Source organism: Pedobacter sp. WC2501 (genome assembly GCF_052682415.1).
Window position 1 is genome coordinate 1,270,073 of the sequence record NZ_JBQZFI010000001.1, and the last position, 22,285, is coordinate 1,292,357.

20 protein-coding genes are annotated in these 22,285 nt (G+C 35.3%); all 20 read left to right on the forward strand.

Translation table 11 applies throughout. The features are described 5' to 3' along the window. The first annotated feature begins 268 nt into the window (after positions 1-268). The 20 genes from ACUN24_RS05465 to ACUN24_RS05560 all read left to right on the forward strand — a co-directional run bounded on the left by ACUN24_RS05465 (position 269) and on the right by ACUN24_RS05560 (position 22,250). Complete coding sequence (locus ACUN24_RS05465; RefSeq protein ID WP_445561587.1) at positions 269-739, forward strand: hypothetical protein; 471 nt, start codon at positions 269-271, stop codon at positions 737-739. Between the two features lie 62 nt (positions 740-801). Then, positions 802-1,758, forward strand: a complete 957-nt coding sequence (locus tag ACUN24_RS05470) for a hypothetical protein (RefSeq protein WP_445561588.1) — start codon at positions 802-804, stop codon at positions 1,756-1,758. Positions 1,759-1,761: 3 nt separating this feature from the next. Beyond that, on the forward strand, positions 1,762-2,241 hold the full coding sequence (locus tag ACUN24_RS05475; RefSeq protein ID WP_445561589.1) for a DUF4280 domain-containing protein: 480 nt from the start codon (positions 1,762-1,764) through the stop codon (positions 2,239-2,241). Between the two features lie 4 nt (positions 2,242-2,245). After that, complete coding sequence (locus ACUN24_RS05480) at positions 2,246-5,032, forward strand: OmpA family protein (protein ID WP_445561590.1); 2,787 nt, start codon at positions 2,246-2,248, stop codon at positions 5,030-5,032. Between the two features lies 1 nt (position 5,033). Beyond that, the gene (locus ACUN24_RS05485) at positions 5,034-5,624 is read left to right on the forward strand and encodes a hypothetical protein (protein WP_445561591.1); all 591 of its coding nucleotides are present in this window, start codon (positions 5,034-5,036) and stop codon (positions 5,622-5,624) included. A 54-nt stretch (positions 5,625-5,678) separates the two neighbouring features. Further along, positions 5,679-6,992 (forward strand): hypothetical protein, encoded by a 1,314-nt coding sequence (locus ACUN24_RS05490; protein WP_445561592.1) that lies wholly within the window; start codon positions 5,679-5,681, stop codon positions 6,990-6,992. A 593-nt stretch (positions 6,993-7,585) separates the two neighbouring features. Further along, positions 7,586-7,891: a hypothetical protein gene (locus tag ACUN24_RS05495; RefSeq protein WP_445561593.1), complete on the forward strand. Its 306-nt coding sequence runs from the start codon at positions 7,586-7,588 to the stop codon at positions 7,889-7,891. A gap of 34 nt (positions 7,892-7,925) precedes the next feature. Next, positions 7,926-8,882 (forward strand): hypothetical protein, encoded by a 957-nt coding sequence (locus tag ACUN24_RS05500; protein ID WP_445561594.1) that lies wholly within the window; start codon positions 7,926-7,928, stop codon positions 8,880-8,882. A gap of 231 nt (positions 8,883-9,113) precedes the next feature. Next, positions 9,114-10,628: a WG repeat-containing protein gene (locus ACUN24_RS05505; RefSeq protein ID WP_445561595.1), complete on the forward strand. Its 1,515-nt coding sequence runs from the start codon at positions 9,114-9,116 to the stop codon at positions 10,626-10,628. 222 nt (positions 10,629-10,850) lie between these two features. Continuing rightward, positions 10,851-12,020: a DUF2931 family protein gene (locus ACUN24_RS05510; protein WP_445561596.1), complete on the forward strand. Its 1,170-nt coding sequence runs from the start codon at positions 10,851-10,853 to the stop codon at positions 12,018-12,020. A 30-nt stretch (positions 12,021-12,050) separates the two neighbouring features. Beyond that, positions 12,051-12,998 carry a hypothetical protein gene (locus ACUN24_RS05515; protein ID WP_445561597.1) on the forward strand — a complete coding sequence of 316 codons (948 nt, stop codon included), beginning with the start codon at positions 12,051-12,053 and terminating at the stop codon, positions 12,996-12,998. Between the two features lie 379 nt (positions 12,999-13,377). Continuing rightward, positions 13,378-14,061, forward strand: coding sequence for a hypothetical protein (locus tag ACUN24_RS05520; protein ID WP_445561598.1), 684 nt, complete (start codon positions 13,378-13,380; stop codon positions 14,059-14,061). Between the two features lie 116 nt (positions 14,062-14,177). Further along, positions 14,178-14,852 (forward strand): hypothetical protein, encoded by a 675-nt coding sequence (locus ACUN24_RS05525; protein ID WP_445561599.1) that lies wholly within the window; start codon positions 14,178-14,180, stop codon positions 14,850-14,852. Positions 14,853-15,188: 336 nt separating this feature from the next. After that, positions 15,189-16,145, forward strand: a complete 957-nt coding sequence (locus tag ACUN24_RS05530) for a DUF2931 family protein (RefSeq protein ID WP_445561600.1) — start codon at positions 15,189-15,191, stop codon at positions 16,143-16,145. Positions 16,146-16,551: 406 nt separating this feature from the next. Then, positions 16,552-16,947: a type VI secretion system tube protein TssD gene (gene tssD / locus ACUN24_RS05535; RefSeq protein WP_121284523.1), complete on the forward strand. Its 396-nt coding sequence runs from the start codon at positions 16,552-16,554 to the stop codon at positions 16,945-16,947. A 114-nt stretch (positions 16,948-17,061) separates the two neighbouring features. Then, positions 17,062-17,457 carry a type VI secretion system tube protein TssD gene (gene tssD, locus ACUN24_RS05540; RefSeq protein WP_132399601.1) on the forward strand — a complete coding sequence of 132 codons (396 nt, stop codon included), beginning with the start codon at positions 17,062-17,064 and terminating at the stop codon, positions 17,455-17,457. Between the two features lie 86 nt (positions 17,458-17,543). Further along, positions 17,544-18,263 carry a hypothetical protein gene (locus ACUN24_RS05545; protein ID WP_445561601.1) on the forward strand — a complete coding sequence of 240 codons (720 nt, stop codon included), beginning with the start codon at positions 17,544-17,546 and terminating at the stop codon, positions 18,261-18,263. A gap of 1 nt (position 18,264) precedes the next feature. Further along, complete coding sequence (locus ACUN24_RS05550) at positions 18,265-19,110, forward strand: hypothetical protein (RefSeq protein ID WP_445561602.1); 846 nt, start codon at positions 18,265-18,267, stop codon at positions 19,108-19,110. A 23-nt stretch (positions 19,111-19,133) separates the two neighbouring features. After that, on the forward strand, positions 19,134-20,951 hold the full coding sequence (locus ACUN24_RS05555) for a type VI secretion system Vgr family protein (RefSeq protein ID WP_445561603.1): 1,818 nt from the start codon (positions 19,134-19,136) through the stop codon (positions 20,949-20,951). 18 nt (positions 20,952-20,969) lie between these two features. Continuing rightward, positions 20,970-22,250, forward strand: a complete 1,281-nt coding sequence (locus ACUN24_RS05560) for a tetratricopeptide repeat protein (RefSeq protein ID WP_445561604.1) — start codon at positions 20,970-20,972, stop codon at positions 22,248-22,250. Positions 22,251-22,285 lie beyond the last annotated feature (35 nt).

Genomic DNA, 22,285 nt, shown 5'->3' on the forward strand with positions numbered 1-22,285 from the left:
GAAATGTTACGGCCGAAAAAGATGTTTAAGGGATTACTTGTTTAACAACCAAACTTAACTTGGAAGATGATGTAGCTGGTTCTACACTCGCCAGAGCTTCACGAGGAATCATTGGACGTAGAAGAAGAAATAAAAAACCTGGTTCAATATCCTACTTGGCAAAGACGTCGCATAGTTTAAGCCATACCTGGTTTTGGCTAAAAAATTGAAAAAGGATTACGGCGAGCTTTTAGTTCAGGAGTAAATACAGGTTATAAAAAGAAATAAGATGAGCAACAAGAATAAATACTTAATAATATGTAGTGTGCTTTTCCTGATTGGGGTGCTTTTTGAAATTTATTTTGAATTCTTTTATCCACCCGTGGGTTATATTATAAAAATAGCATTCCGATTGATTTTAAGCTTAGGGACATTTCTTCTTTTTTATCAAGTATCAAAAAGTAAAATTTTAAGAGGGCTGATTTTTATATTATTTAGTGTTTTTTTTTGTGTTTCTCTATGGACAATATGTGAAGGTAGCAGTTGGGGTAGTGAGTTTGTTGTGATCGGAGCAGGTGTTCCCTCGGGACTAATTTCTGGGGTCCTATTCTTAATTTCTAACTACTACTACTTTAAGTTGGATGAAAAGAAAGAATATAAAGTTCTTAAACAATCTATCTTCTACTTCCTAATTTTATTAACAGTCTCTGTGTTATTCAGATATGGAGGTGATTGGTATTATGGTGTTTTTCAAAGTTAATTAATATCAAACTAATATTATATATATAATCCTTTTGTGAAATAGATAGCGCAATCAATAAAATGGACATTTCAAATAAAACAATATATTATTCAGGTGTAAATGCGCTTCGTTTAGATTGGTTGGCAGAACGGTATGTAAAGTATGGCGTTTTAATCACTTTTAACGAGGGCGAAGAAGATAGCAACGAAGTAAAGTACGAAGTTCAGGTAACCCGTTTAAAGCCTGGGACAGAGGGACAGGCTTTATTTCAGATCGATCGGATTGGAGATGTATTTGTTAACGAAATCCTACCCGATCTGGTGGCCGATCGTTTGGCGTATGCTGCTGGAAAGGTATTTTATCCGTTAGTAATTACTGTTGATCAGAACGGAGGTTTTCAAACTGTTTACAACTGTACTGAAATCTTAAAAAGATGGCAATCTGTAAAAATTAAAATCCTTAATGATTTTGAAGGCAGTCTGGTTGAAAATTATATCGAACGAATGGAGAAATTGCTCAACAATCCGGATAGCATACAGGTTGCATTTTCGAATGATTGGTTTACCCAGACTTTTTTTAAACCGCTTTATAAAGAATATGGACAGCACCGTACAACCGAATCGATATATAAATTTCCGATAGCAAAGGGTTTTAATGTAGAGGGCTATATAACAGAAGAAAAATTAAGCGGAAAAACCAATAGTTTTGGAGCTATAGAATTATTGCACAATGGTATCATTAAACCTTTAGAAGACGATTTATATATTGCAAATAGGGCTATAGGTAATTATGAAGGATATTACCTTTTACATCCAAAATACAGAAGAGTCATATCCGTAGTTTCAGATTTTAGTTATGGTGCGCCAGTTGTATCAAAAGTGAAGGTGAAAATTACGGTGATTCCAAAAAGTGGAGAAGAATTTGATCAGGACTTTGAACTGGATACCAATGTTAAAGGTTTGCCGGTAACGGAAATGGTGATGATTGATAGGCAAACATCAAGAAAAGGATTTTGGGACCGTTTACTAAATAAGTAACACATGGCAGAGAAACATATTGTAGTTCAGGGGGCACAGTGTATGTGCAAATTTGGATCGGCTCCTGATAAATTAAAGGTGCTTACGCATACTAAAGAATACGCCAACGATAAAGATGGAAGCCAGAAATCGATTGCCACTACAAAGGATATTGGTGCAACTTTCGAAAAAAATATGTTTGGTTCCTGCTCAAAAATGAACAATAAACCTTGCACTGCAACGGTAACGAAATGGTCGGGTTTTTATGAAGATACGGTATTGACAAACGGAGGGAAAATTTTGCTCGAAGATAGTAAAGCTACCTGTCCGATAGGAGGCACCGATTGCATTGAGATTATTCAACACGGTCAAAAAGCAGAGGCCTCAAAACAAAACTTTGATAATGCAAATAAAGATGTACAATCACAGCTCAACCCCATGTCAGAATCTTTAGATGAATCTGCAAATAATTTTAATGGTTTAGAAGCGAGTGTTAAAGCATAAAGGTATGGCAAAGGGAATAAAGAAAATTGTTTGGACCGGCGAAGGTAAAGTATATAATGCTAAGAAAGGATCTATACCCGGTCAGCTAATGGTAGTAGCCCCTAGTGAGGATATTTGGTTTAAAATTGGCGAATGGGAGGCTGGAACAACAGAACAGGATAAAAAGAAAGATATAAAATGGGCAATTTTTAATCCGAAAGGTGTTATTGATTTTCAGAAAACAGTCCCAAGCCATTTTAAATATGGCTTTAAAATTCCCAGAAAACTTTGTGGTCCCTATTTATGGTATGTTGAGGCAAGCTGGAGTGGAAACTTTGATGGCAAATCAGGACTGAAAGTCAGGGGCGAATCACCAGCAAAAATAGTAGACAGCAGATGGAGCCAAAATGAAGGTGGACCTGATGTACGCAAAACTTACCAGTTTTCTTATGGAGAACTTATTTGGCTCCGGCTTTTTACCGAAGGTTTAAATGGCTATGACAACGTAGAAGTACGGGTTTTCAGAAGACTGAGATCGGCCATGGGTTTATGGCCAAAAGACGATGAGGTGACCCGTAAGATTTACAGGGTTAGTGTAATCAACGGAGAAATTAATTTGAAAATTCCAAATACCTATACCTGGTACCAATCTATGAACGATAGGGCTGAAGTGGAGGAATTTTACGTTCGTGTGGTACATCCGGTAACTGGTAAATATATTGAAGATACCAGAGAAAAACCCGATTCGGCCCATGCCCGTTTTTTAAGAATTAAGAATAAAATCAAATCAGAGGTGATAGAACCACCACAAAATAGAACACCGGTAACCATTTATCAACCCGATAAAAATGAAGCAAGGTTTGAGTTGTGTAAGTTTGAGCAGATTAATATAATTGATGAGGGAAAAACCAACCTTGTATTTGATAATGGAGCTGGTGTTAAAAATATTTTAGATAGAAGGGAAAAAGTTGTTGAACCGATAATTTTTAACTTCAACAGTACTGAATTATCCCCTGAGAGTTTAAAAAAGCTAAATAATATTCTTCAGTTTCTTTTAGAGCACAGACATAGTATTATTCACCTTGATGGTTTTGCCTGTGTTATAGGGAAACAAAATTATAATAATATCCTGTCTGAGAACAGGGCAAAGACGGTGAGGGAATTTTTTATCAAAGGAAAATTGGATCCGTCCAGGATGAAAACATCAGGGCATGGAGAGGTAAATCCCACGGATGATAAAATGGGTCGCGACAATATTAAATATAAAGATGAGAAAGGCTATAAAAATAATCGAAGGGTCGATATTTCATTTGAATATTATGGACATAATGCTGAAACAATTATTTATCAAACCATTGGTGGCCCAACGCCAAGAAGTATAAAAATTGATCCTGTTAAATTTGATACAAAAGCATGTTTTGAACGGCCACAGCATACTAAAAAAATTACGTCAACTAATATTAACCTTACAACCGATGATGTTGGCAATATTACCATTCCGGCGATATCATCAATGAGCAAAGATCATCCAATGCCTTTGCACTATATATGGCCAATGAATAACCTTACCGAATTGGGATCGTTCGCTTCTGCGAACGACTATATAATTCATATCCATAGTTGCAGGTATTTCTCGGTACGTAATCAGCCTACAGTAAAGGTAAAGGTTTACCCCGATATAAAGTGGAACTTAGATTTCATGCTCAACCTGAACAATGATTTGAGTGTTAAATGGCAAAACCTATCGCCAGCCGAGCATAAAGAATTTCAAAGTAAGGCTGGAAAAATTGGTGCTGAACGCCGTTGGAAACAAAAGGATGCTACCTTTAAATTTGGATTAAAGGCTCAATGGGATAAATCTGGAGCAACTTATGGCGAAACGGAGGAATTAAACGCAGAATATGAAGGTAAATTCAAAAAACTTTATAGTATTTTTTCATCTTTAGGATCTATCGCAGATGGAGTAACAAGTGTAACTAAGGGAGCCGTGAAAAAAACGATACCTGGTGTACCCGTATCTATTGCTGTTAAGCCCCCTAATCTTTCATTAACTGCTGAATGGTTTTTGAAAAAAGTGCTAAATTCCCGCAATTTACCCGAAGTGGGGACGGATGTAAAGATTACACTAAATGCAAATCCGTTAATTGGTCTTGAGGTTACTATAGATTTACTGGCTGCAATAATTGTTGGAGCTTCTGGGTTGATAAGTGGTGGGGCCGCAGCGCCTGGAGTGCAAAAACTTTATAATGAAATTCAGGAACAGCTGCGTACTGGAATAAATATTGGTAATGATAACATCGGCTTTAAAGCCAATGTTAATATTTACATGGATTTAATTATTAGCAGTGATATTACGATTAAATCTGATTTTAAATTTAACACGGTTGGTAAGCCTTCAGACTCCCGTTTAAAAATTTGCAGCGAAGCAAAACTTAAAGTTGAGCTAAAGGTAGGTGTTAAGATTAAGGGCGAAGTATCTATGGTTGTGGTAAAAGCTTATGCTTATTTTGAGGCATCTGCATCCGGAGATGCATCAATTACATTCGGGCACAAAATTATATATGACGAGAAAGGATTATACTATCGCCCAATACTTGGTTTTGACGGCTTAAATGCTAAGTACGTGGTAACAATATCTATTGGACTTGCAAAAAAAATAGTTGTTGATAAAGTAAAAATAGATCAAGCAGAAAATAGTAAAGTAGTCATTGCTGAAGGTAATTATCCAGAAGTAATTCCGAAATTCGACATCATTGAACATTTAGAAACATTATTTGAAACAAGTGCCAACATACCATTAATCAAAAATTAAAATGAAAAGGACAATTTATATTATATTATTCTGCTGCTTAGCCAGCTCCTGCACATCACAAACGAACCTTGAAAGCTTAAAATTTAATACGGATATTTCAAAAACGATTTTAGATCATGGTGAATTGAATAAAAACGCCGCAGGATTATATGGGTTAAAAGCCTATTTTTCAAAAAATTTAGATGCGTTTAAAATTGGTTCCATCAATCCGTCTACCTATCAGTTTCCAGGTGGAACTATATCAGATTGTAACAATATTTGGATATATGTTGATGATTATAAAACAAACAAATATTTAGGCTATACCTTTTCATCAGCTAATAAAGCAGACACGGAAAAGCTTTTGGATTATTTAAAATTAAAGTATAAAGGTGTAAAATCAAAAACGGATAAAACACATGGGAGTGTATATTTTTGGGACGTTCCGGAGGACGATAAATGGATTTTTGTGGATCAGTCTAGCCGTCGTAACTACTTCCAGACAAAATTTACGGTCGTTAAAAGAGGGCTTCGTATTGAAAATTCAACTAGCAAATCCGTAAATACGATATATGATGATTACAAAATGATGTATCCAGACTTACTAAAATAGTAGTAAAAAAAGCTAAATTAAAGGTAACTATAAAGTTTACATAGATGTTAAGATGTGAATATTCAACTAAATTTAAATATTAGGATCTTTTATATATTTATTATTTTTTTAATAGGATGTACGAATAGAAAGCTAATACCAATTGATGATATCGGTAGTTTAAAGAATTTTGATCTAAGCCGATATGAAAAAACAACTCATGGGGGGATCAATTATTATCTCTTGTCATCTCTGAATGACTACACGATTAATGGTAAGCAGTTGTCTGATTCTACTATTGATTTCCAAAAATATGGAGAACAAAACAGGATCTACCTATTGGAAACACATAAACCAAATCAGGTTATTGGATTTTTGATCAGCTTAATAAATGATAAAGATGCTAAAACAGTTATTAATAACCTTAAGATAAAGCGCAATCTACCGTTTACTCTTGATACTGCGCATGCTGTAGATTATGGATACAACTTTGCGAAAAAAAACTTCGAAAATTTTAACAGAACATTTATAAGTATAATTATCAAAGATAATCGACTTAATTCTGTCCGCAAGCATTTAATAAATACTTATCAAAAACAGTTAAGCAAGAAAATGATGAAACAACCATATTATCAATTAGATTTTAGTGCATTATTATGTAAGTTCGAAATAAAGGTAAACGACATCGAAGTTCTGTCAATGAATGTTGATGGTCAAACTGCTACAGACATACCTATTAACGCAGCTATTTTTGGAAGTGGCCTACAGAAAATCGAGGTCAAAGGTTATCCATTAAATGGGACTAAAAAGAATAATGCAGAAGCGTACATACGTTATAAAGTGGTGGAGTATGAAGTGGGTACAGGTGAATTTATATTCTCGAGAAATTTTGAAAAATATCAAACGCCAGCTATTAAGGAAGGTGAGCCATTTATTTATCATACGAGTACCTTTATGGCTGAAGTCCCATACGAATTACAAAGTTGGAATACTTTACGTAACATCAAGAACTTAAAAACAGATATTGCACCGGCGTTAACTAAGGCCTATCAAAGGCTTATTAAAAAAGCTAAGGAGGGCGATTATAAACCTCTTATCGATGCCATTAAAGTTGTTGAAGATAGAAATTCGAAAACAATGTATTTAAGTGATCAGGATACTAAACAGCGTATAAAAAGCATTTTAGATGATATAAATGATGGTTTTAGCATAATTGATCTTCCAGAAAGCCGGGTTTTATCTTATGGAGGAAATGGAAAGCTAGTTAGGTTTGTAAGAACTGATGGAAACTCTGCCTTAGCTTTAGAAAGTGATAAAACCAATGAGCAGATTGTGTTAGATTTCTGGTTTAGCTTACCCAACGAAAGTGAAGAGTTTCAGGTTTTTTAATATTTGACAATAAGCTGATTTAAACTTTTAATAGAATAAAAGCTAATGCTATATAATGCCAATTTAACCAAAAACCAAGAAAAACTAATCGCAAAGTTTTAATTTATTAAATATTTTTGGATTAATGCATAATTGATAGAATTTATCGTGCCTGTAATAATATACCTTTAGTGTGTGCAGATACACTTACTTTTGGATATTCTCCGCTGATTTCTAAGACGGCTAAAAATATGATGCCAAAATCTCACACTTTCTATTTTCATAAACCAGAAGGTAGCGATAAATTCGAAATTATTAGATGATAAAGGAGTAGTTTTTTATCTTTCTCTTAAATAGGTACTTAAAATTTTGTCTCCGTTATCGCATTTTAATAATAGGACTTGAATGTTTTAGGTATGGCATATGCCTTTAGAAGATAGGTTATAAAAAAATAACTATGATAAATCTACCGAAAGTATTAGAAAATCAAGCAAAAACAGAACCCAAATCGCTATAAAATATAACCTTAAATCCGCAAGCTACAGACTTGGATAGTCAAATAATTTTTACATCCCTGTTTTGCTTAGAAAAAGAGTATAAATGTTTTTGGGGGATTGAACAGCTTTTCTGTTGCATGTGTTGGTTTTCAATTTTACATTCCTATACAAGTATATCTCCATGCAGGTGTTGATATAAATGCAAGTATAGAAGGAATTGGTTCGGCCGAATCGGAAGCACGTATTGAAGGAAAAGCCGAGTTTGAGGTTAGGGCAACCCTTGATAAAAGAAATAATAAATGGCCAGCTTTGCCGAAATTTAATGGACTGACCGGCAAGGTCTGGTTAAATTTAGCGCGAAAGATGATGCTAAAATTGAAGACGGAGAGCCGGAAGAAGAACCTGATAATAAATTCTCAATAGTAGACCCTAAAGATCCATTGAATATAGATATCATATGAAAATTAGTTTAACAATATTCTCAATTCTGATGATTTTTTGTAATTGCCAGCAAAAATCAAAAAATAATTTTAATAAAAACTCAGAAAAAATAAATAAACAAGAGAGTACGTATGCAGAAGCAGGTAAAATAGGCTATATAGTTCACGTTAATGCGCTATCTCCTTACGAACTCTATTTGGATGATATACTTATTGATTTCTACTATGGAAATAACATAAGTAATACAACTGAATTGAATCCTTACTTATTAGGGAATGGAAAACATACCTTAAAAATCAGATTTCTTCCTAAAGAAGATTCCGTCGATAAAATGGTATCGCCAAAAGATATCATTTTTAACGAAACCGCAAGATGGCACATTTATTTTTCCAAAATTGTTCCAAACAAAGATGTTCCTTTAGGCTATTCAAATGAAATAGACTATGCCAAAAGCGAGTTGAAGCTTTATGCCCCTTCAAAAAAAGTTACCTTTTGGGAGCAAACTTGGGAGGTAGATGTTAAAGGGTTGCCTTACCGGGTAAAAGGTTGGAGTGAAAGTCAAGATTTGAAAAAAATAGATAAAAATATTTTGCAAAAAGAGGTAGTTGAATATTTTTCTTATTTAAAAGATTTGCTCAATGAGGGAAAAATTGATGAATTCCTTAAATTATGTAAAAAAGAAGATGAGGAATTGGACATTGTTACCTATACCACGCCAGAAGATTCAAAAATTGATTATCAAAACAACAAAGAAAAAATGTTGAAACTATGCCCTGGAAATATGCACCAATTTGATAATTATGAAATGAAAATCTATGGAAATGGCAAGTTGGTTACACTGGTTATACCCAATGGTAAGTATAAAAACTGGACTGCTTTGATAAGTAAAACACCCAAAGGAAGGATAACAAGTTGGGGAATATTATTACACAAACCTAAAGGATCAAATACTTTCGAAAGTATTAGAAAATAAAGCAAAAACAGAATTCGAATCTTTATAGGATAAAAATAATACCTTATTACCATATCCCTAAAAATGAAACGAATTTGAAGTAATACAATAGTATATATTGTTACAATAAAGCCGGCCAGGCCAAGTGCTTTTGCCGCAAAAAGTATAAAAGGGATAATCTAAATTTAGATACTGTTTTTACCTATATAAAATCAGTTCCTATAAAACAAAAATTGTAAAGTAAGAACAAAAATGATTAATAGCTTAACTAATAACCTCAAAATCAAAAAACTTTTATTCGCAATACTGTTACTCTTGATAGTGGCTTGTAATGGAAAAAATAAAGAATTGCAGAAAAAAGTAGACGATAAAATTGCTGAATTAGATAGAGCTATTGAGCTTAATGCTATTAAAATTTCAGTGGAGCCCATTCCCGAAAAGGAATTGAGTACAGATATTACTGCTTTTAAAGATAAAAGTAATTACAGTTCCTCATTTTTCGATTCATTGGAAATAGAGACGACTAATAGATTTCCAAATAGTTTCTTTTTGATAGATTATGATGAATTTAAGTTAGTTAGATCATTAGGTTTTGATAATTTTTATTTTAATCATAATCCAGATCGCAAACCGAAATTCGAAATTCAAAAGGTAATGTATGCAGATGGCACGAACGAAAATGCTTCAACCGCAATCCTCAATAAATCAGACGCAAAGAAAATACCATATTTTGAAAATGATAAAATGATAAATAGCGGATTATATTTTTTTCAGCGCAACACCAAACCTATAGTAGGAATAGAAGCAAAAGTAATTACCAATTTTACGAATACAAAGGATTATTATTTGGAAAAAAACCAAAAAATAATGAAAACAGATCAGGGCGATATCGAAATTGTTGAATTTAAAGACAATGAATTTACCTTTAAAGTACCCGCTACACTGGCAGAAAAAATAGAAATAAATGCACTTTACCAAAATGGCAAATACTTAACAACCAAAGGATCACAGACATTTGAGTCTACGCACCAAATGAAACAACTTGAAGAATTGAAAAAAGCTTTAAAAAAAGCTAAAGATAAAATTTCGGAGGGGAAAATTAATTCGGAAAAAGAACTGCTAAAATTCTTGGAATCCGAACCTATGCAAAGCGATTCACAGTCTAAAGGATTTGTAACCAAATCAATCTATTTTTCTGCAACAATAAGTAAAATAATTATCTCTATTGCCCAAAAAGATAAGTCTGTAGAAAGTGTACATACCTATTCTATCCCAAAATTTAAAATGGACAGGTACAAAGAAACAGGTTATGTAATTTGCGAAGAAGCAAAAACTCAAAAAAAAGGAATTGTTGATTGGAGTGGTAAATGGTTGGTGAAACCCATTTATCATGACATTAGCCAGCACAATTTTGTGAAAAATTATGTACAGGTAGCATTAAATGAAAACGAATCTGCAAATACCCTGTATTGGGTAGATAAGAAGAATAAGCGGTTAGTGAAATCCAATTATGAACTAAATTCCTATACTTTACAGCGGGACCATCCCAGGCTGATAATTGTAGGAAAACCAATTCGCCAGGCAGATGGCGGAACAATAGATCAATTAGGGGTTGCTGATAATGAGACAGGGAAACTTATCATTCCATTAGAATACGATCAAATAACATTTTCAAATGAAACTATTATTTGCGAACGCTCCAATCAAAAAAGTGTAAAAATTTTTAACGAAAAAGGCGCTCTTCTTGAAGTGAAAACAAAAAAATAGCATAGATATTTTATGCTTGAATTCAACTTATATTCATAAAATAGGCAAGTAGACATGATTTTACCTGATTCTATCTCTATATTCCTAAAGATGAAACGAATTTGAAATACAAATTAACTTTTGATGAGCAGGGTAATGGTCAAATAAATTATAGAAAACGTACAAATGAGAATGGTGCGATAATTATATACGAAATGATTTACGCAAACGAAACTGTTACCTATGAAAGAGAAATTTATCAGCCTAAATAGCTTTTTGCTTTTATTTGCAATGTTGGCAAGTTGCCAATCCAAAGAAAAGTTTAATTGGGATGCCGGCTTTTCTGCACCTAAAAACTATATAGCCGGCGATCCGTCTGTAAGCTACTTCTATAAGGACGTAAATCTTGCGGGCGCATCTTCAACAGTAGGTATAAATCCGGGCTGGGGCGAAACTAGTGGCGGTTTTACTAGTGGCGATGATTTTAAGCCAGTACCAGATAGTGTTTTTGTAAAATGGGATTGTAGTTTTGACCTGATTGAATATGAAGGAGGTTTTAAATTACCGAAGGAAAAAATGCTATCACTGTTTAAAAGTAAAGTAAGAGATCCCTTAGGGAATATGGAAAACTATAGCCTAATCGTAACCGGAATGGCTCCCGGTGGCAATGTAACCTTATGGATGAAAGCTGGCCTTATAAAAACTGAGATAGCCAAATTTAAGGCCAAAGCAATAGATATCATGCGCAAGGACGATCCTAACAGGGGTATTACCATATGGACATCTACAGGCGATGAAGCAAAAGACATATTAAGTTACATTAAACTGCACGGCATTCCCTATCATGTTTGGGAAGTGGGTGAGAAAGAATATAATTATAATATTGGATTTAGTAGTGAAGAAGATAAAAATTACAGTTTTGGGATTACAGGGTATTCTAAGGATGGAACAACAATTGGTTATAATCAAGAGAATAATACGCTCGTAATGCTGAAACAAAAAGCAAATTATACGCCTTCAAACAGTAAAGTAAAAAACAAATTGCCCGTTCATTTTTCTATCCAATGGATTTCAGAAGATGACGAGCAATGGTATAAGGCAGAAATTGTGCTCCCGAATGATTTTAGTGAAAAATTTATATCTAAATCAACGTTAAAAAGCTACAGTTATGATAGAATTTTAATAAAGATGGATAAAGAAATTCCTGGGCAGGATTGTGTTTTTGGGAATGTGATGATCCAAGGAAAAAACCACAAAGATATGATTATGAAATTCAGGGCTCCGAAGTTGAATAATGAAACCAAAAAATATGACTTTTCTAAATATTCGCTTCCCAAAGGTTACGTGTTTCCCAAATGGCAAGGACGCAACAATTTAACGTTTCCCAAACTTTATTATTGGCAGGAGCAATAGCATGAATAATCTTGAATTAAATTTATCTAGATGAAAGTTACATATTTATTATTACTCAATTTATTACTCTTTTTTTCGAATTGTACAGCACAGCATGGTGAACTGAATGGTGATTCATTAAAAATAGAATATCAAAAAGAAGGCGTGTTGTTTAAACTAAAGTATGAGCATTTAGATTGTTCGTACGAAATATTATTGAATGATATGCCGATCATTACTTCTTTTGGATTAGGTGAGAGATCGGGTTTGACGGTTGATATTAACCAATATATTCTAAAGCCTGGAAAACAGGAAATAACAATAAGAATGTTTCCTGCAAAAAAAGAGGATAACCTTTTTGTCTCATCTCTTTCTAAGAACTCCTTTGTTAAAATAGATATTACAAAAAACAAAGAGCCGATGACTATGCTAGATCAGTTAAATGCTAAAGAGAAAGGAAACGAATATAAGTGGGAAACATTAGTATATAAAACACCTCAATTAGAGAAACCTATGCCATATTCAGAATATAAAACTTCATTTGAAGTGGATGCTAAAGACATTAATTGGAAAATTGAGGGTTGGAGTAAAAGTAAAAAATTAATCAATGATCCAAATATCCGTAGAGAAGTTGATGAGTTTTATGACAATTACAAAAAAGTATTGGAAGAAGGAAATCAAAATAAATTTCTTTCATTAGTTAGAAATACAATTTATGAAGAAGCAGCATCAAAACCCTGGAATAAGGAAATTGAAAATCAGCTTACAAAGAATATGAGCGATTATGCCGTTGAGAAAAGAAATTTTATATATCCATGTAAGAAGGCAGCGTTAAAATTTTTTGGAAATGGGAGAGTGGTAACTTTAGTGTGTGCAGATACACTTACTTTCGGATATTCTTCGCTGATTTCTAAGACTGCTAAAAATATAATGCCCAAATCACACACCTTTTATCTGCATAAACCCGAAGGTAGCGATAAACTCGAAATTATCAGATGACTATAGCATAAAGTTATACGCCAACATTACTGGAAATAGAACCAAAGTGTCTTTTGCATTTTCATCCACATAGCAAATACAATGGCGAATTTGGTTTCGATTGGTCAGGCTTGGTGATTCCTTAAATAAAGGTGATGTGTGGTATAAAAACATCATGGGCTATTACGAGACCCCGAAAAAAGCAAATGGTGATTACAATTATTGTAACTCCAAATTTATATAACACACTAAAGCATATGACAGTAAATATATTTAAAGAATTTACAACAGATAACATTATGGATTATTACGGTAAAACTGCAATAAAAGCCAAGCAGTTATATAAGTGGCAATGTGAGCAGTTATGGGAAATGTTATAAAAGTTATTCAAATAAATTTGATGCTCTGGCTCTTAGTTTTGGCATGTTCGTGCCAGCAAACCGAGTCGGGACAGGTAAAGCAACAGGATACTATACCAAATAAAAAAATTAAAACTGTACAGGAAAAAGAACCACAAAAGAGAAAGTTTGATGTTGACAATTACGAAAAGCGGATGATCGCAAATCCGGACTATGAGGGAAGGACATTGGCAGATGGATCTTATCTAAGTGAATATTATATTCCTAAGCCCAATGTAGATGCAGAGCCTTTTAACCGCAAGGCGGCTGAGCTTTTTGTAGAACGGATTGAACATAAAGATGGGTTTAATGAGTTGATTTCTTATTATAACAATGGAAACATTCATGAATACAATAAATTTTTTTCGATCGAACTTGAAGTGGGCATCTGGAAATATTACGATGAGAAGGGCAACCTGACCAAAGCAGTAGATAAGGATTTGGGTTATAAATTTACCCTGAGCAATGTGATTGCGTTTGGTAAAAAGAATGATGTCGATTTTCATCAGGATGGCAACTTACAGCGGGGTTTTAGTGGCCGGTTTAAAAAAAATGTCTGGACTATAACCTGGATTGAAGATTTGCCGGCCGGAGATCGTGTACAGCACGTTTGTATACTGGATGGTAATAGTGGTGATGTATTGGAACGCCAAAAGCGCTCCGCACCAATACGCAAAGCAAGTTAGATGTTTATCGATCTGGACCGATTTTCATACTGATAAGTCTATAGATATATTTCAAATAAAACAAGGAAGATCGGCAGAGTTTTTTATTTATAAACCCAATAGTTAATAATTGTATAATGAAAAAGTTAAACTTTATTTTTTTGATGTGTAGCCTATTTTTATTCCAGTCTTGTCATGGTCAGAATCTTGATTTAGAAAAATTATCATTGCCAATTAAAGGTGATGATCTAAAAGCTTTAAAACTATCAAATTCAGGTGCAGGTATAGGAACACAGGAGGTGCAATATACTTCTTATGTTCCCGATGCAGATAAAAGTATCAGCTTTGGTGGTGGTGTTGCACCTAAATCCGCTTCGAGCTCTGAATTTTTGGTTCGCTTTTTTTCTAAAAACGAAGGAAGTACTTTTCAGGGTTATACATTGAATCTGTTTAGCCCTGATGCTTTCGAAAAAACTTTAGCTTACCTGTTGAAAAATAAAACCCAGTTTAAGCTTGTGTTTGATGATGGGAAAGATACCGAAGAAAGGGCAAGGGTTTTTATCTCCAATAGCAATGGAACTACTTATTTATTGTTATCCAGATTAAATGGTGAAGGCAAAAAAACAGGTTTTATAGATGGAGTAGGTAAGGGGGAGGAAGCTTTGTTATCTTCCAGAATAGGTGGGTCATTTGGTTATTACGAAGCCTTTCTTGAATATAAAAAACATAAGTCAGGTAACCTCAGCTATCTGGATTTCCTTCGCGAAACCAATAATGAGCTGTACAAACAAAGCAATAACCTAAACCAATAATTATGTCAAAGCCTTATTATCTTTTAGGGTTATAAGTTTTACTGGTTCCATACTTAATCTTTTACTTTGCATTTGTTGAAATTAATTATCAAAGACAGACTTATGATCTTGGCTTAATTTCGTTGTACTTATTTTATCTGCTGATTTTCATTCTTTTAATAGAAACCGTAATACCACTAAAAAGAATAGGTCGAAATCTGTTGCTAATTTATGTGTTTTTATTTTTTGATGCTTCGGATTTAGTTAGCCTACGTCAATACCAAAATAAATATGAAAAAAATAATTAACTGTTTACTGTTATTCGCTATAATATTAATCTCTTGTAAAAACAAACCTATGATGGTCAAATACGAATGGCTTCCAACATCTAGTGCGCCAGAATTGTACCCAACGAATATCTGTAACGGCAGTTTTGCTTTAGAAGATGGAAAAAGTGTCTATATACCTACCTCAGGAATAAATCATACAGGTTGGGGCTATGCAGGCCCTTTACATTCACAAGGTGAAGATTTAAAGGCATTACCTGTAAAATTGAGCATAACCTGGACATCGTTTCTGGAAAAAAAATTTTATACAGGCAGTTGGGATATGCCAATTGATAAAATAAAAAAACTCTTTGAAAAAGGAACCATAGATTGGCGAGGCAATGGTTCAGCCCCTTCAAATTATTCTTTGATAACCGTTGGCTGTGCACCAGGTGGACTTGTAATAGTCTGGGTTTATGGCGATGACCAACAAATAGAAGTAGCTCGTTTCCAGGCAACAGAAACAAACTTAGCAATAAAGGATGTTGTGCCATCAAACCCCAGCCTTACACTGGAAGAATATTTTGATGTATCCAAATCTGTTCCACAAGCCTATGAAAACCTAAAGAAAGGTGGGATTCAATATGGTATTTGGGATACATACAGAAAAAAATACGACTGGCGTGCCCGTATAGAAATTCCAAATCATAAACTAATTAATGTGGGAATCGAAATGTTTAATGGGGAAGAAGAAACTTTATTTAACGAAACAGTAATAAATAACACTTTTAAACCAAGGGCGGTACCAAGATTAATCGATTTTATTTTTGAGAATAAATCAAAAGCTCAAACTGTTTTTCAAATTAAATATTTCGACGAGGAAGAAATATTTAATTTATTCAAGCAGGTAGATGCTACAAAGCCTATCGAGGTCGTTTTGCGAATGAATGAAGATTTAAGTAACCGCAGACTGGTTTTTAAACAGGAAGAAAAAGAATTTACCATCCGAAAAATAGATATGGAAAACATGTGGAAGTATGAACAATAGAGAATATATTACAACAGTGCGCTTAATGTATGCGATTTGAACAGTGTTAGGCAAAAACGAGGTTCAATTCCTATTTAGCAATAACGTTGCACAGCTTAAGCCATAATGAGTAGCTGTCTTAAATTATGTTGCAAAAAGTAACAACTTGCCCTAAAATGCTACAATACTTTGCCCTATTGCATGTAGTAAAAATAAGACGGAAATTTGTTTTGAAAAAAAAATACACTTTTTTTCTTCACAATAATCTGCGTTTCCTGTAGCGTGAACCAATATTTTTAAGTTTTATCGACTCTGTTACTCGTTATATATGAGTGAGATACACAATAATTGGCTTAATATTTGGTTTATAGTTAATGTAGCGGAGGCTACGAAAAATCCAATTATTTAACCTTTAAATTTTAAAACTATGGCTTTCAAAGCTAGATTAAACTTTTCAGGCAAGGAGTACGATGTACTTCATTGTGCCTATGCGTTAAACCGTGATGTAGATGCTAAAGGAAGACCCTCTTCCGGAGTTTACGGCGGTACCATCGACATTGAGATCGAATCAACTGAAGACACCTCAATAATCGAGGCGATGGTAAACAACCAGTACAAACCTATTACAGGAACCCTTCTGATCAAAAAATCGGAAGAAGATGCCAAAATGAAAGAAGTTAACTTCGAGGATGGCTACATTGTTAAATATTCCGAAGGGATCAACATTGTTGGCGATCACGCGATGACGCTCAAGTTCCAGATTTCAGCCCGCAAGCTTAAATTAGGCAGCGCAGAGCATGTTAACGATTGGCCAAAAGCCTAGAGAGAGGTAGAAGGTGTAAGGTTTAGGGTGTAAGGCAAATAAACGCCAACCCCTATGCGCTTAGCGCCAAGCTCCTCGCAATTAATTTATCTTTCACATTAAAACTTTACTACAATGGCATTCAAAACCCGTTTAAACTTAGGATCAAAAGAATTTGATGTACTACAGTGCAGCTTTTCATTAAATAGAGATGTTGACGCAAAAGGCCGTCCATCGTCAGGTGTTTATGGTGGTACCATCCACATCGAAATCGAATCAACTGAAGATACTTCAGTGATAGAATCAATGGTTAATAATCAGTACAAGCCTCAGGCTGGTAGCATTACCTTCAAAAAAGGCGAAGAAGATGCAAAGATGAAGGAACTTACTTTTGAAGATGCCTATATCATTCAATATAGCGAGGGTATTGCAGTAAACGACAATACACCGATGACTTTAAATTTTGTGGTATCTGCCCGTAAACTAAAACTGGGCAATGCAGAACACGAAAACGATTGGCCAAAAGCTTAATCCGATTTAAATCGTTATTAGTTTCCGGCTAAGCTGGCACTAATAACGATTTTTTTGTTTTTGTGGCATGATAAAAAGAGCTACCTATGGCTACCGATTTAGAATACATAAACCTGTTCAATTCCTGTACAATTGCTCCGTTAAAATCTGCAGAGATCAACCGGATTATTGATGATAAAATCTTAAATCATAAATCAAGATATCAGGCGGTAAGAAATAAACTGCTTAATTTAACTGAATATACTTATCGAAATGCCTGCTTTCTAACCGAACCGGAAGATAGCTTTCTTAAAAAGAATCCAAAAATTGCAAATAGCTTTTTTAACAGTTCATTTTCAGATACGGGTCTTTTCTCTGAAACAACTGGTATACCATGGTATTTTATTGCCTGCGTACATTACAGGGAAAGCAACTCCGATTTTACCAAACACCTGCACAATGGCGATCCACTAAGTGGTTTTACCAGGCAGCACCCCGCAAACCGGCCAAAAATTAGTCATGGTCCACCATTTACCTTTGAAGAAAGTGCTGTTGACGCTTTAAAATTACGCGGTTTGGATAAGGAAACAGTTTGGTCGTTGCCGAAGGTTTTGCTTCGCTTAGAGCAATATAATGGCATAGCGAAGGCCTATCAAAATAATAACATCAATTCGCCATATCTGTGGGGTGGCTCTAACCTTTATACTAAAGGCGGTTTCCCTAGAGATCATGTTTTTAGCCTCGATTATGTAAATAAACAAATCGGGACAGCCGTTATTTTAAAGGCTATGGAAAATAGGGGATTAATTAATATACCAAGGCAATAATATGAAAATAGCTGGCATTTTATTTTTTTCTTTGGTATTCCTGTTTTTTTCATGTGGTGCAAAACATGAAGATAAAAGACAAAGTACAGCATACCCGGCCGATTCTGTAATACAGGATAATAAAAGCACAAAGAATACCGAAACAGACTCGCTTGAAAAATTGGCAGCTAAAATGGTTGCTTCAAGAGAGAGTTACCTCAATGATGGCGATACCAAAGCTGAAGAAATTTTTATCAAAGCATTCATCAGCGCGCTCGAGAAGCCAAATGCTTTTGAAAATGATTTTGCTTCGTTAAAAGCATACGAAATTAATGTATTAATTGCCGACGATAAAAATCTTAAAGTTTTTTACTGGCTTTCACCTTATTCGGGCTCTATGTGGCACGTACAGAATATTGTTCAGTATAAAAACGAAAATAATGTACTTACCGCAATCTCATTTAACAACCTTTATAAAGACAAAGACGATGAAGGGAGCCCAACTCCATTTTTTGAACATATATACAGCTTAGACACCGCTCCTCAAAAAACATATCTCTTTACGGGCTATGGCCAAATGAGTGGAACTGAACCCTATAGTGTAAGCCATACATTAGTAATTAATCATTCAGAATTTAGCATTGAAAAGCCATTGTTCAAACTTGGGAAGGTAGTTAAAACACAATTGTTTGCCTCTACCGATCTTAAAGAAGGTGAGGATAAAGAAAAACTTACGGCCCAATTGGCCATGAAATATAATCCTAAAGATAAAACCATCAGCTATCCCGAAGTTAACGAAACAACAAACGGAGCTGTTTTTAATGGAAAAAGAAACGTTTTAACGTTTCGCGATGGAATGTTCAGGTAGTCATAAACTATTATTGAGTTGATATGGAAAAGAAATTAATCACCGAAATAAATATAGAAGATAAGGCAATTACCCATTTTGCCTCCTTCAGCTTAAAGCAGGCTTTTAATGCCCATCATTATTTTGAGCTGCGGTTTAACCATGATCAGATGGGATTGCCTGGAATGATCAGCTTAAATGATAGTCGCGATTTTGTAGGGAAAAGCCTTACCGCTTCCTTCGGTTATGATGCGGGCAATTTACAAGAGTTTGTCGGTTTGGTAACTAAGGTAGAACTGGCACAAAGCCATGGTTATCATGGTGTGTTAATCGTGAGTGGGTATAGCCCAACAATTTTGATTGATCGGGGGCCAGATTTAGGCTCTTATCTTGATAAAGATTTAAATAGCATTGTAAATCTTGCCACTTCAGATGTGCCTTCTAATGATATTAAAATCGTAGCCAACGCGGCCAGAAAAGAACCTATTGATTACCTGATTCAATATCGCGAAAGTGATTTTGATTTCCTGAACAGACTTTCGGGCGAATACCACGAATGGTTTTATTATGATGGTAAACAACTGAATTTCGGTAAGCCTGACGATCAGAAAGAAGTTGCCCTTATTTATGGCCGCGACGTGCAAAACCTGCAGTATGCCATGGAAATTGCGCCGATTAAAAATAAACGTTTTGCCTATAATCCCAAACAGGACGAAATGTTGCAGAGCGAAAGTAGTGGCGCTAGTGATGGATCACCAGACCTGGCCCATGCCATACAGGTATCAAACACCATGTACAGCAAAACATTTAACCAACCTGCACTTATCCGTGTGGATAATAGTAATGATATTAAAAGCCATGTGCAGAACGAAGAAAAAGCACACATCAGCAACCTTTTGAAGGTAAATGCCAGTGGCGATAATGCTGCTTTGGGTATTGGCAGTATTGCCGAAATTACCATGAGTATCAGAAAGGAACTTTCATTTTCTACGGAGAGTCTGGGAAAATTCCTGATCACTACTATCAATCACGATATTGATGGTACTGGAAAATATTACAATACTTTCGAAGGCGTGGTAGCCACAACAGAACGGCTTTCGGTTAAAAACTACACTAAGCCAAGCCCTGATATGCAATTGGCAGATGTGGTTGATAATGCCGATCCGCAAGGCCAGGGCCGTATTAAAGTGAAATTTAAATGGGAATGCAAAACCAATGATGTAACGGAGTGGCTACGGGTAATTACACCGGATGCCGGAAGTAGCGATAAAGTGAGTAAAAATAGGGGCTTTGTATTTATTCCGGAGATTGGCGACCAGGTAGCGCTAACCTTTGAAGAAGGAAACATTGCACGTCCGATTGTACTGGGCTCGGTATTTCACGGCAAAAGCGGAAGTGGTGGCAGTGCCAGCAACAACAGCAAAAGTTTAACCTCAAAAAGCGGGCATACCCTGACCATGGATGATGGGGCAGGTATGGTTATGAAGGATAAAGACAGCAATTTTATAGAGTTGGATGGTGCGGGTAAAGCCGTTTTCGAAACCAAAGAATCGATTCTGATCAAATGTGGCGAAAGCAGCATTTTTATGGATAAAACCGGTAAGATTATCATCAAAGGAAAAGATATTTTAACACTTGGCGAGAACATCGGAAACTCTGCCAAAACCAGTATTGGCATTGGTGTGGGGCCGGAAGATGGTACACCAACCTCTGGCATTGGTATAGAAGCTCAAACTTTAGACATTGGTACGAAAACACTTTCAATGAGTGGAGAAAACGAGGCTAACCTGGCTTCGAAAACGATTAATGTTGGGGGCGAAAGCGAAACGAATATCCGCAGTGGAACGATCAATCTAAACTAATTTTGACATTAAAGCTCAATGAATCCGGTACAACTCGAATTATTTAAAATAGATAAACAATGGCAGCAAGTAGTAAGGAAACATCCATCAGAAACGCTTTTTCTTTGCCTGGGTGAGCGGCATGAGGTAAATTTATTTGAGGCTTACTTTAAATATCAGTTAACAGAAGAAAGCAGGACTGATGACATGTTTCTGCTCCATTACCAGGAATTTCAAAGCGTAAATGATTACGGTAAAAGTTTGGTTAAAGAGTGGAAAGAGATCTTTGATTTATGGCAGAAAGATATTGGTAAAGGGATCGTTTGGGATGTAGATGCAGGTGAAAACGAAGCGTATAAAACCGACGCTTATGTGCCTGTTATTGCTATGGAAAGGCTCTGTAACCTTTATCCTGATTTAAAGTTGAAAAAAATATATGTTCAGCTGGCGCCTACAAGCATTAATGATGTTTCCGGGCTTTCTGAATGGATTAACGAATGGTGCAATTGTATTAAAGCGGCAAATAATCAAAATATTAAGCTGGTTTATACGGAGCACCATACACACCGTACTTTAAAAAAATTAAAACAGGGAACCGAATTCAGGATCAATATTGATGTGAACCAGTTGATGCAAAATGCTGCGGCGCATACCAACCGCGAAAAGAACGATCCCGAAGCCGATTACCAGCAGCAGATACTAACCGCCAGTAATTATTTAAGCAAAGGCAAACATGAACAGGCAAATGCCGTTTTGGAGCGGGCAATCGTAATTGCACAAAAACAGGGATTACATGAAGCGGTGGTTGCAGCAAGGATTATGCTGGCGCAAAGCTTAGCTGTAAAAAGCAAGAAAGCAGAAGCACGGCAACAATACGAATTGGCCCTGGCCCGCGCCGGAGAAAGCTCGCTGTTAAGCGCGCATATCCACATGAGCTATGGTAGTTTCCTTTTGGCACACTCGGGTAAGGAGGAAGCCAAAAGGTATTTTGAAAAGGCGATTAAAATCGCTGAGTTAATTGAGAACAATTTTATCGCAATGGAATGTACCCGGTTGCTGGGCCAGCTTTCTGAAAGTAAAATAACTGGCTCTTCAAAAGCAATGGGCTATTATTTGAAGTGTTTAGAAATTGCAAAGAAAATGCCGATAGAAAAGCGGCGACAAAGTTCGATGGCTTATACCGCATCGATCATATTAAAAAAATATGGCGAAGAAAGCCCTGAGGGTAAAAAATTAGATCTGGAGATGCAGCAGGATTACGGAGAGGATTGGAAATCAATGGCAGAAGTGCCAAAGAACCATGCCAATCCATTATCCTAAAGATGATCGGTGATGACATCACCCTAAAAAAAATG

Coding starts and splice junctions, on each gene's coding strand:
- ACUN24_RS05480 (WP_445561590.1), top strand. CDS start 2,246: ATGGCAAAGGGAATAAAGAAAATTGTTTGGACCGGCGAAGGTAAAGTA.
- ACUN24_RS05465 (WP_445561587.1), top strand. CDS start 269: ATGAGCAACAAGAATAAATACTTAATAATATGTAGTGTGCTTTTCCTG.
- ACUN24_RS05485 (WP_445561591.1), top strand. CDS start 5,034: ATGAAAAGGACAATTTATATTATATTATTCTGCTGCTTAGCCAGCTCC.
- ACUN24_RS05555 (WP_445561603.1), top strand. CDS start 19,134: ATGGAAAAGAAATTAATCACCGAAATAAATATAGAAGATAAGGCAATT.
- ACUN24_RS05525 (WP_445561599.1), top strand. CDS start 14,178: ATGAAAAAGTTAAACTTTATTTTTTTGATGTGTAGCCTATTTTTATTC.
- ACUN24_RS05470 (WP_445561588.1), top strand. CDS start 802: ATGGACATTTCAAATAAAACAATATATTATTCAGGTGTAAATGCGCTT.
- tssD (WP_132399601.1), top strand. CDS start 17,062: ATGGCATTCAAAACCCGTTTAAACTTAGGATCAAAAGAATTTGATGTA.
- ACUN24_RS05530 (WP_445561600.1), top strand. CDS start 15,189: ATGATGGTCAAATACGAATGGCTTCCAACATCTAGTGCGCCAGAATTG.
- ACUN24_RS05520 (WP_445561598.1), top strand. CDS start 13,378: ATGCTCTGGCTCTTAGTTTTGGCATGTTCGTGCCAGCAAACCGAGTCG.
- ACUN24_RS05475 (WP_445561589.1), top strand. CDS start 1,762: ATGGCAGAGAAACATATTGTAGTTCAGGGGGCACAGTGTATGTGCAAA.
- ACUN24_RS05545 (WP_445561601.1), top strand. CDS start 17,544: ATGGCTACCGATTTAGAATACATAAACCTGTTCAATTCCTGTACAATT.
- ACUN24_RS05500 (WP_445561594.1), top strand. CDS start 7,926: ATGAAAATTAGTTTAACAATATTCTCAATTCTGATGATTTTTTGTAAT.
- ACUN24_RS05510 (WP_445561596.1), top strand. CDS start 10,851: ATGAAAGAGAAATTTATCAGCCTAAATAGCTTTTTGCTTTTATTTGCA.
- ACUN24_RS05550 (WP_445561602.1), top strand. CDS start 18,265: ATGAAAATAGCTGGCATTTTATTTTTTTCTTTGGTATTCCTGTTTTTT.
- tssD (WP_121284523.1), top strand. CDS start 16,552: ATGGCTTTCAAAGCTAGATTAAACTTTTCAGGCAAGGAGTACGATGTA.
- ACUN24_RS05515 (WP_445561597.1), top strand. CDS start 12,051: ATGAAAGTTACATATTTATTATTACTCAATTTATTACTCTTTTTTTCG.
- ACUN24_RS05505 (WP_445561595.1), top strand. CDS start 9,114: ATGATTAATAGCTTAACTAATAACCTCAAAATCAAAAAACTTTTATTC.
- ACUN24_RS05560 (WP_445561604.1), top strand. CDS start 20,970: ATGAATCCGGTACAACTCGAATTATTTAAAATAGATAAACAATGGCAG.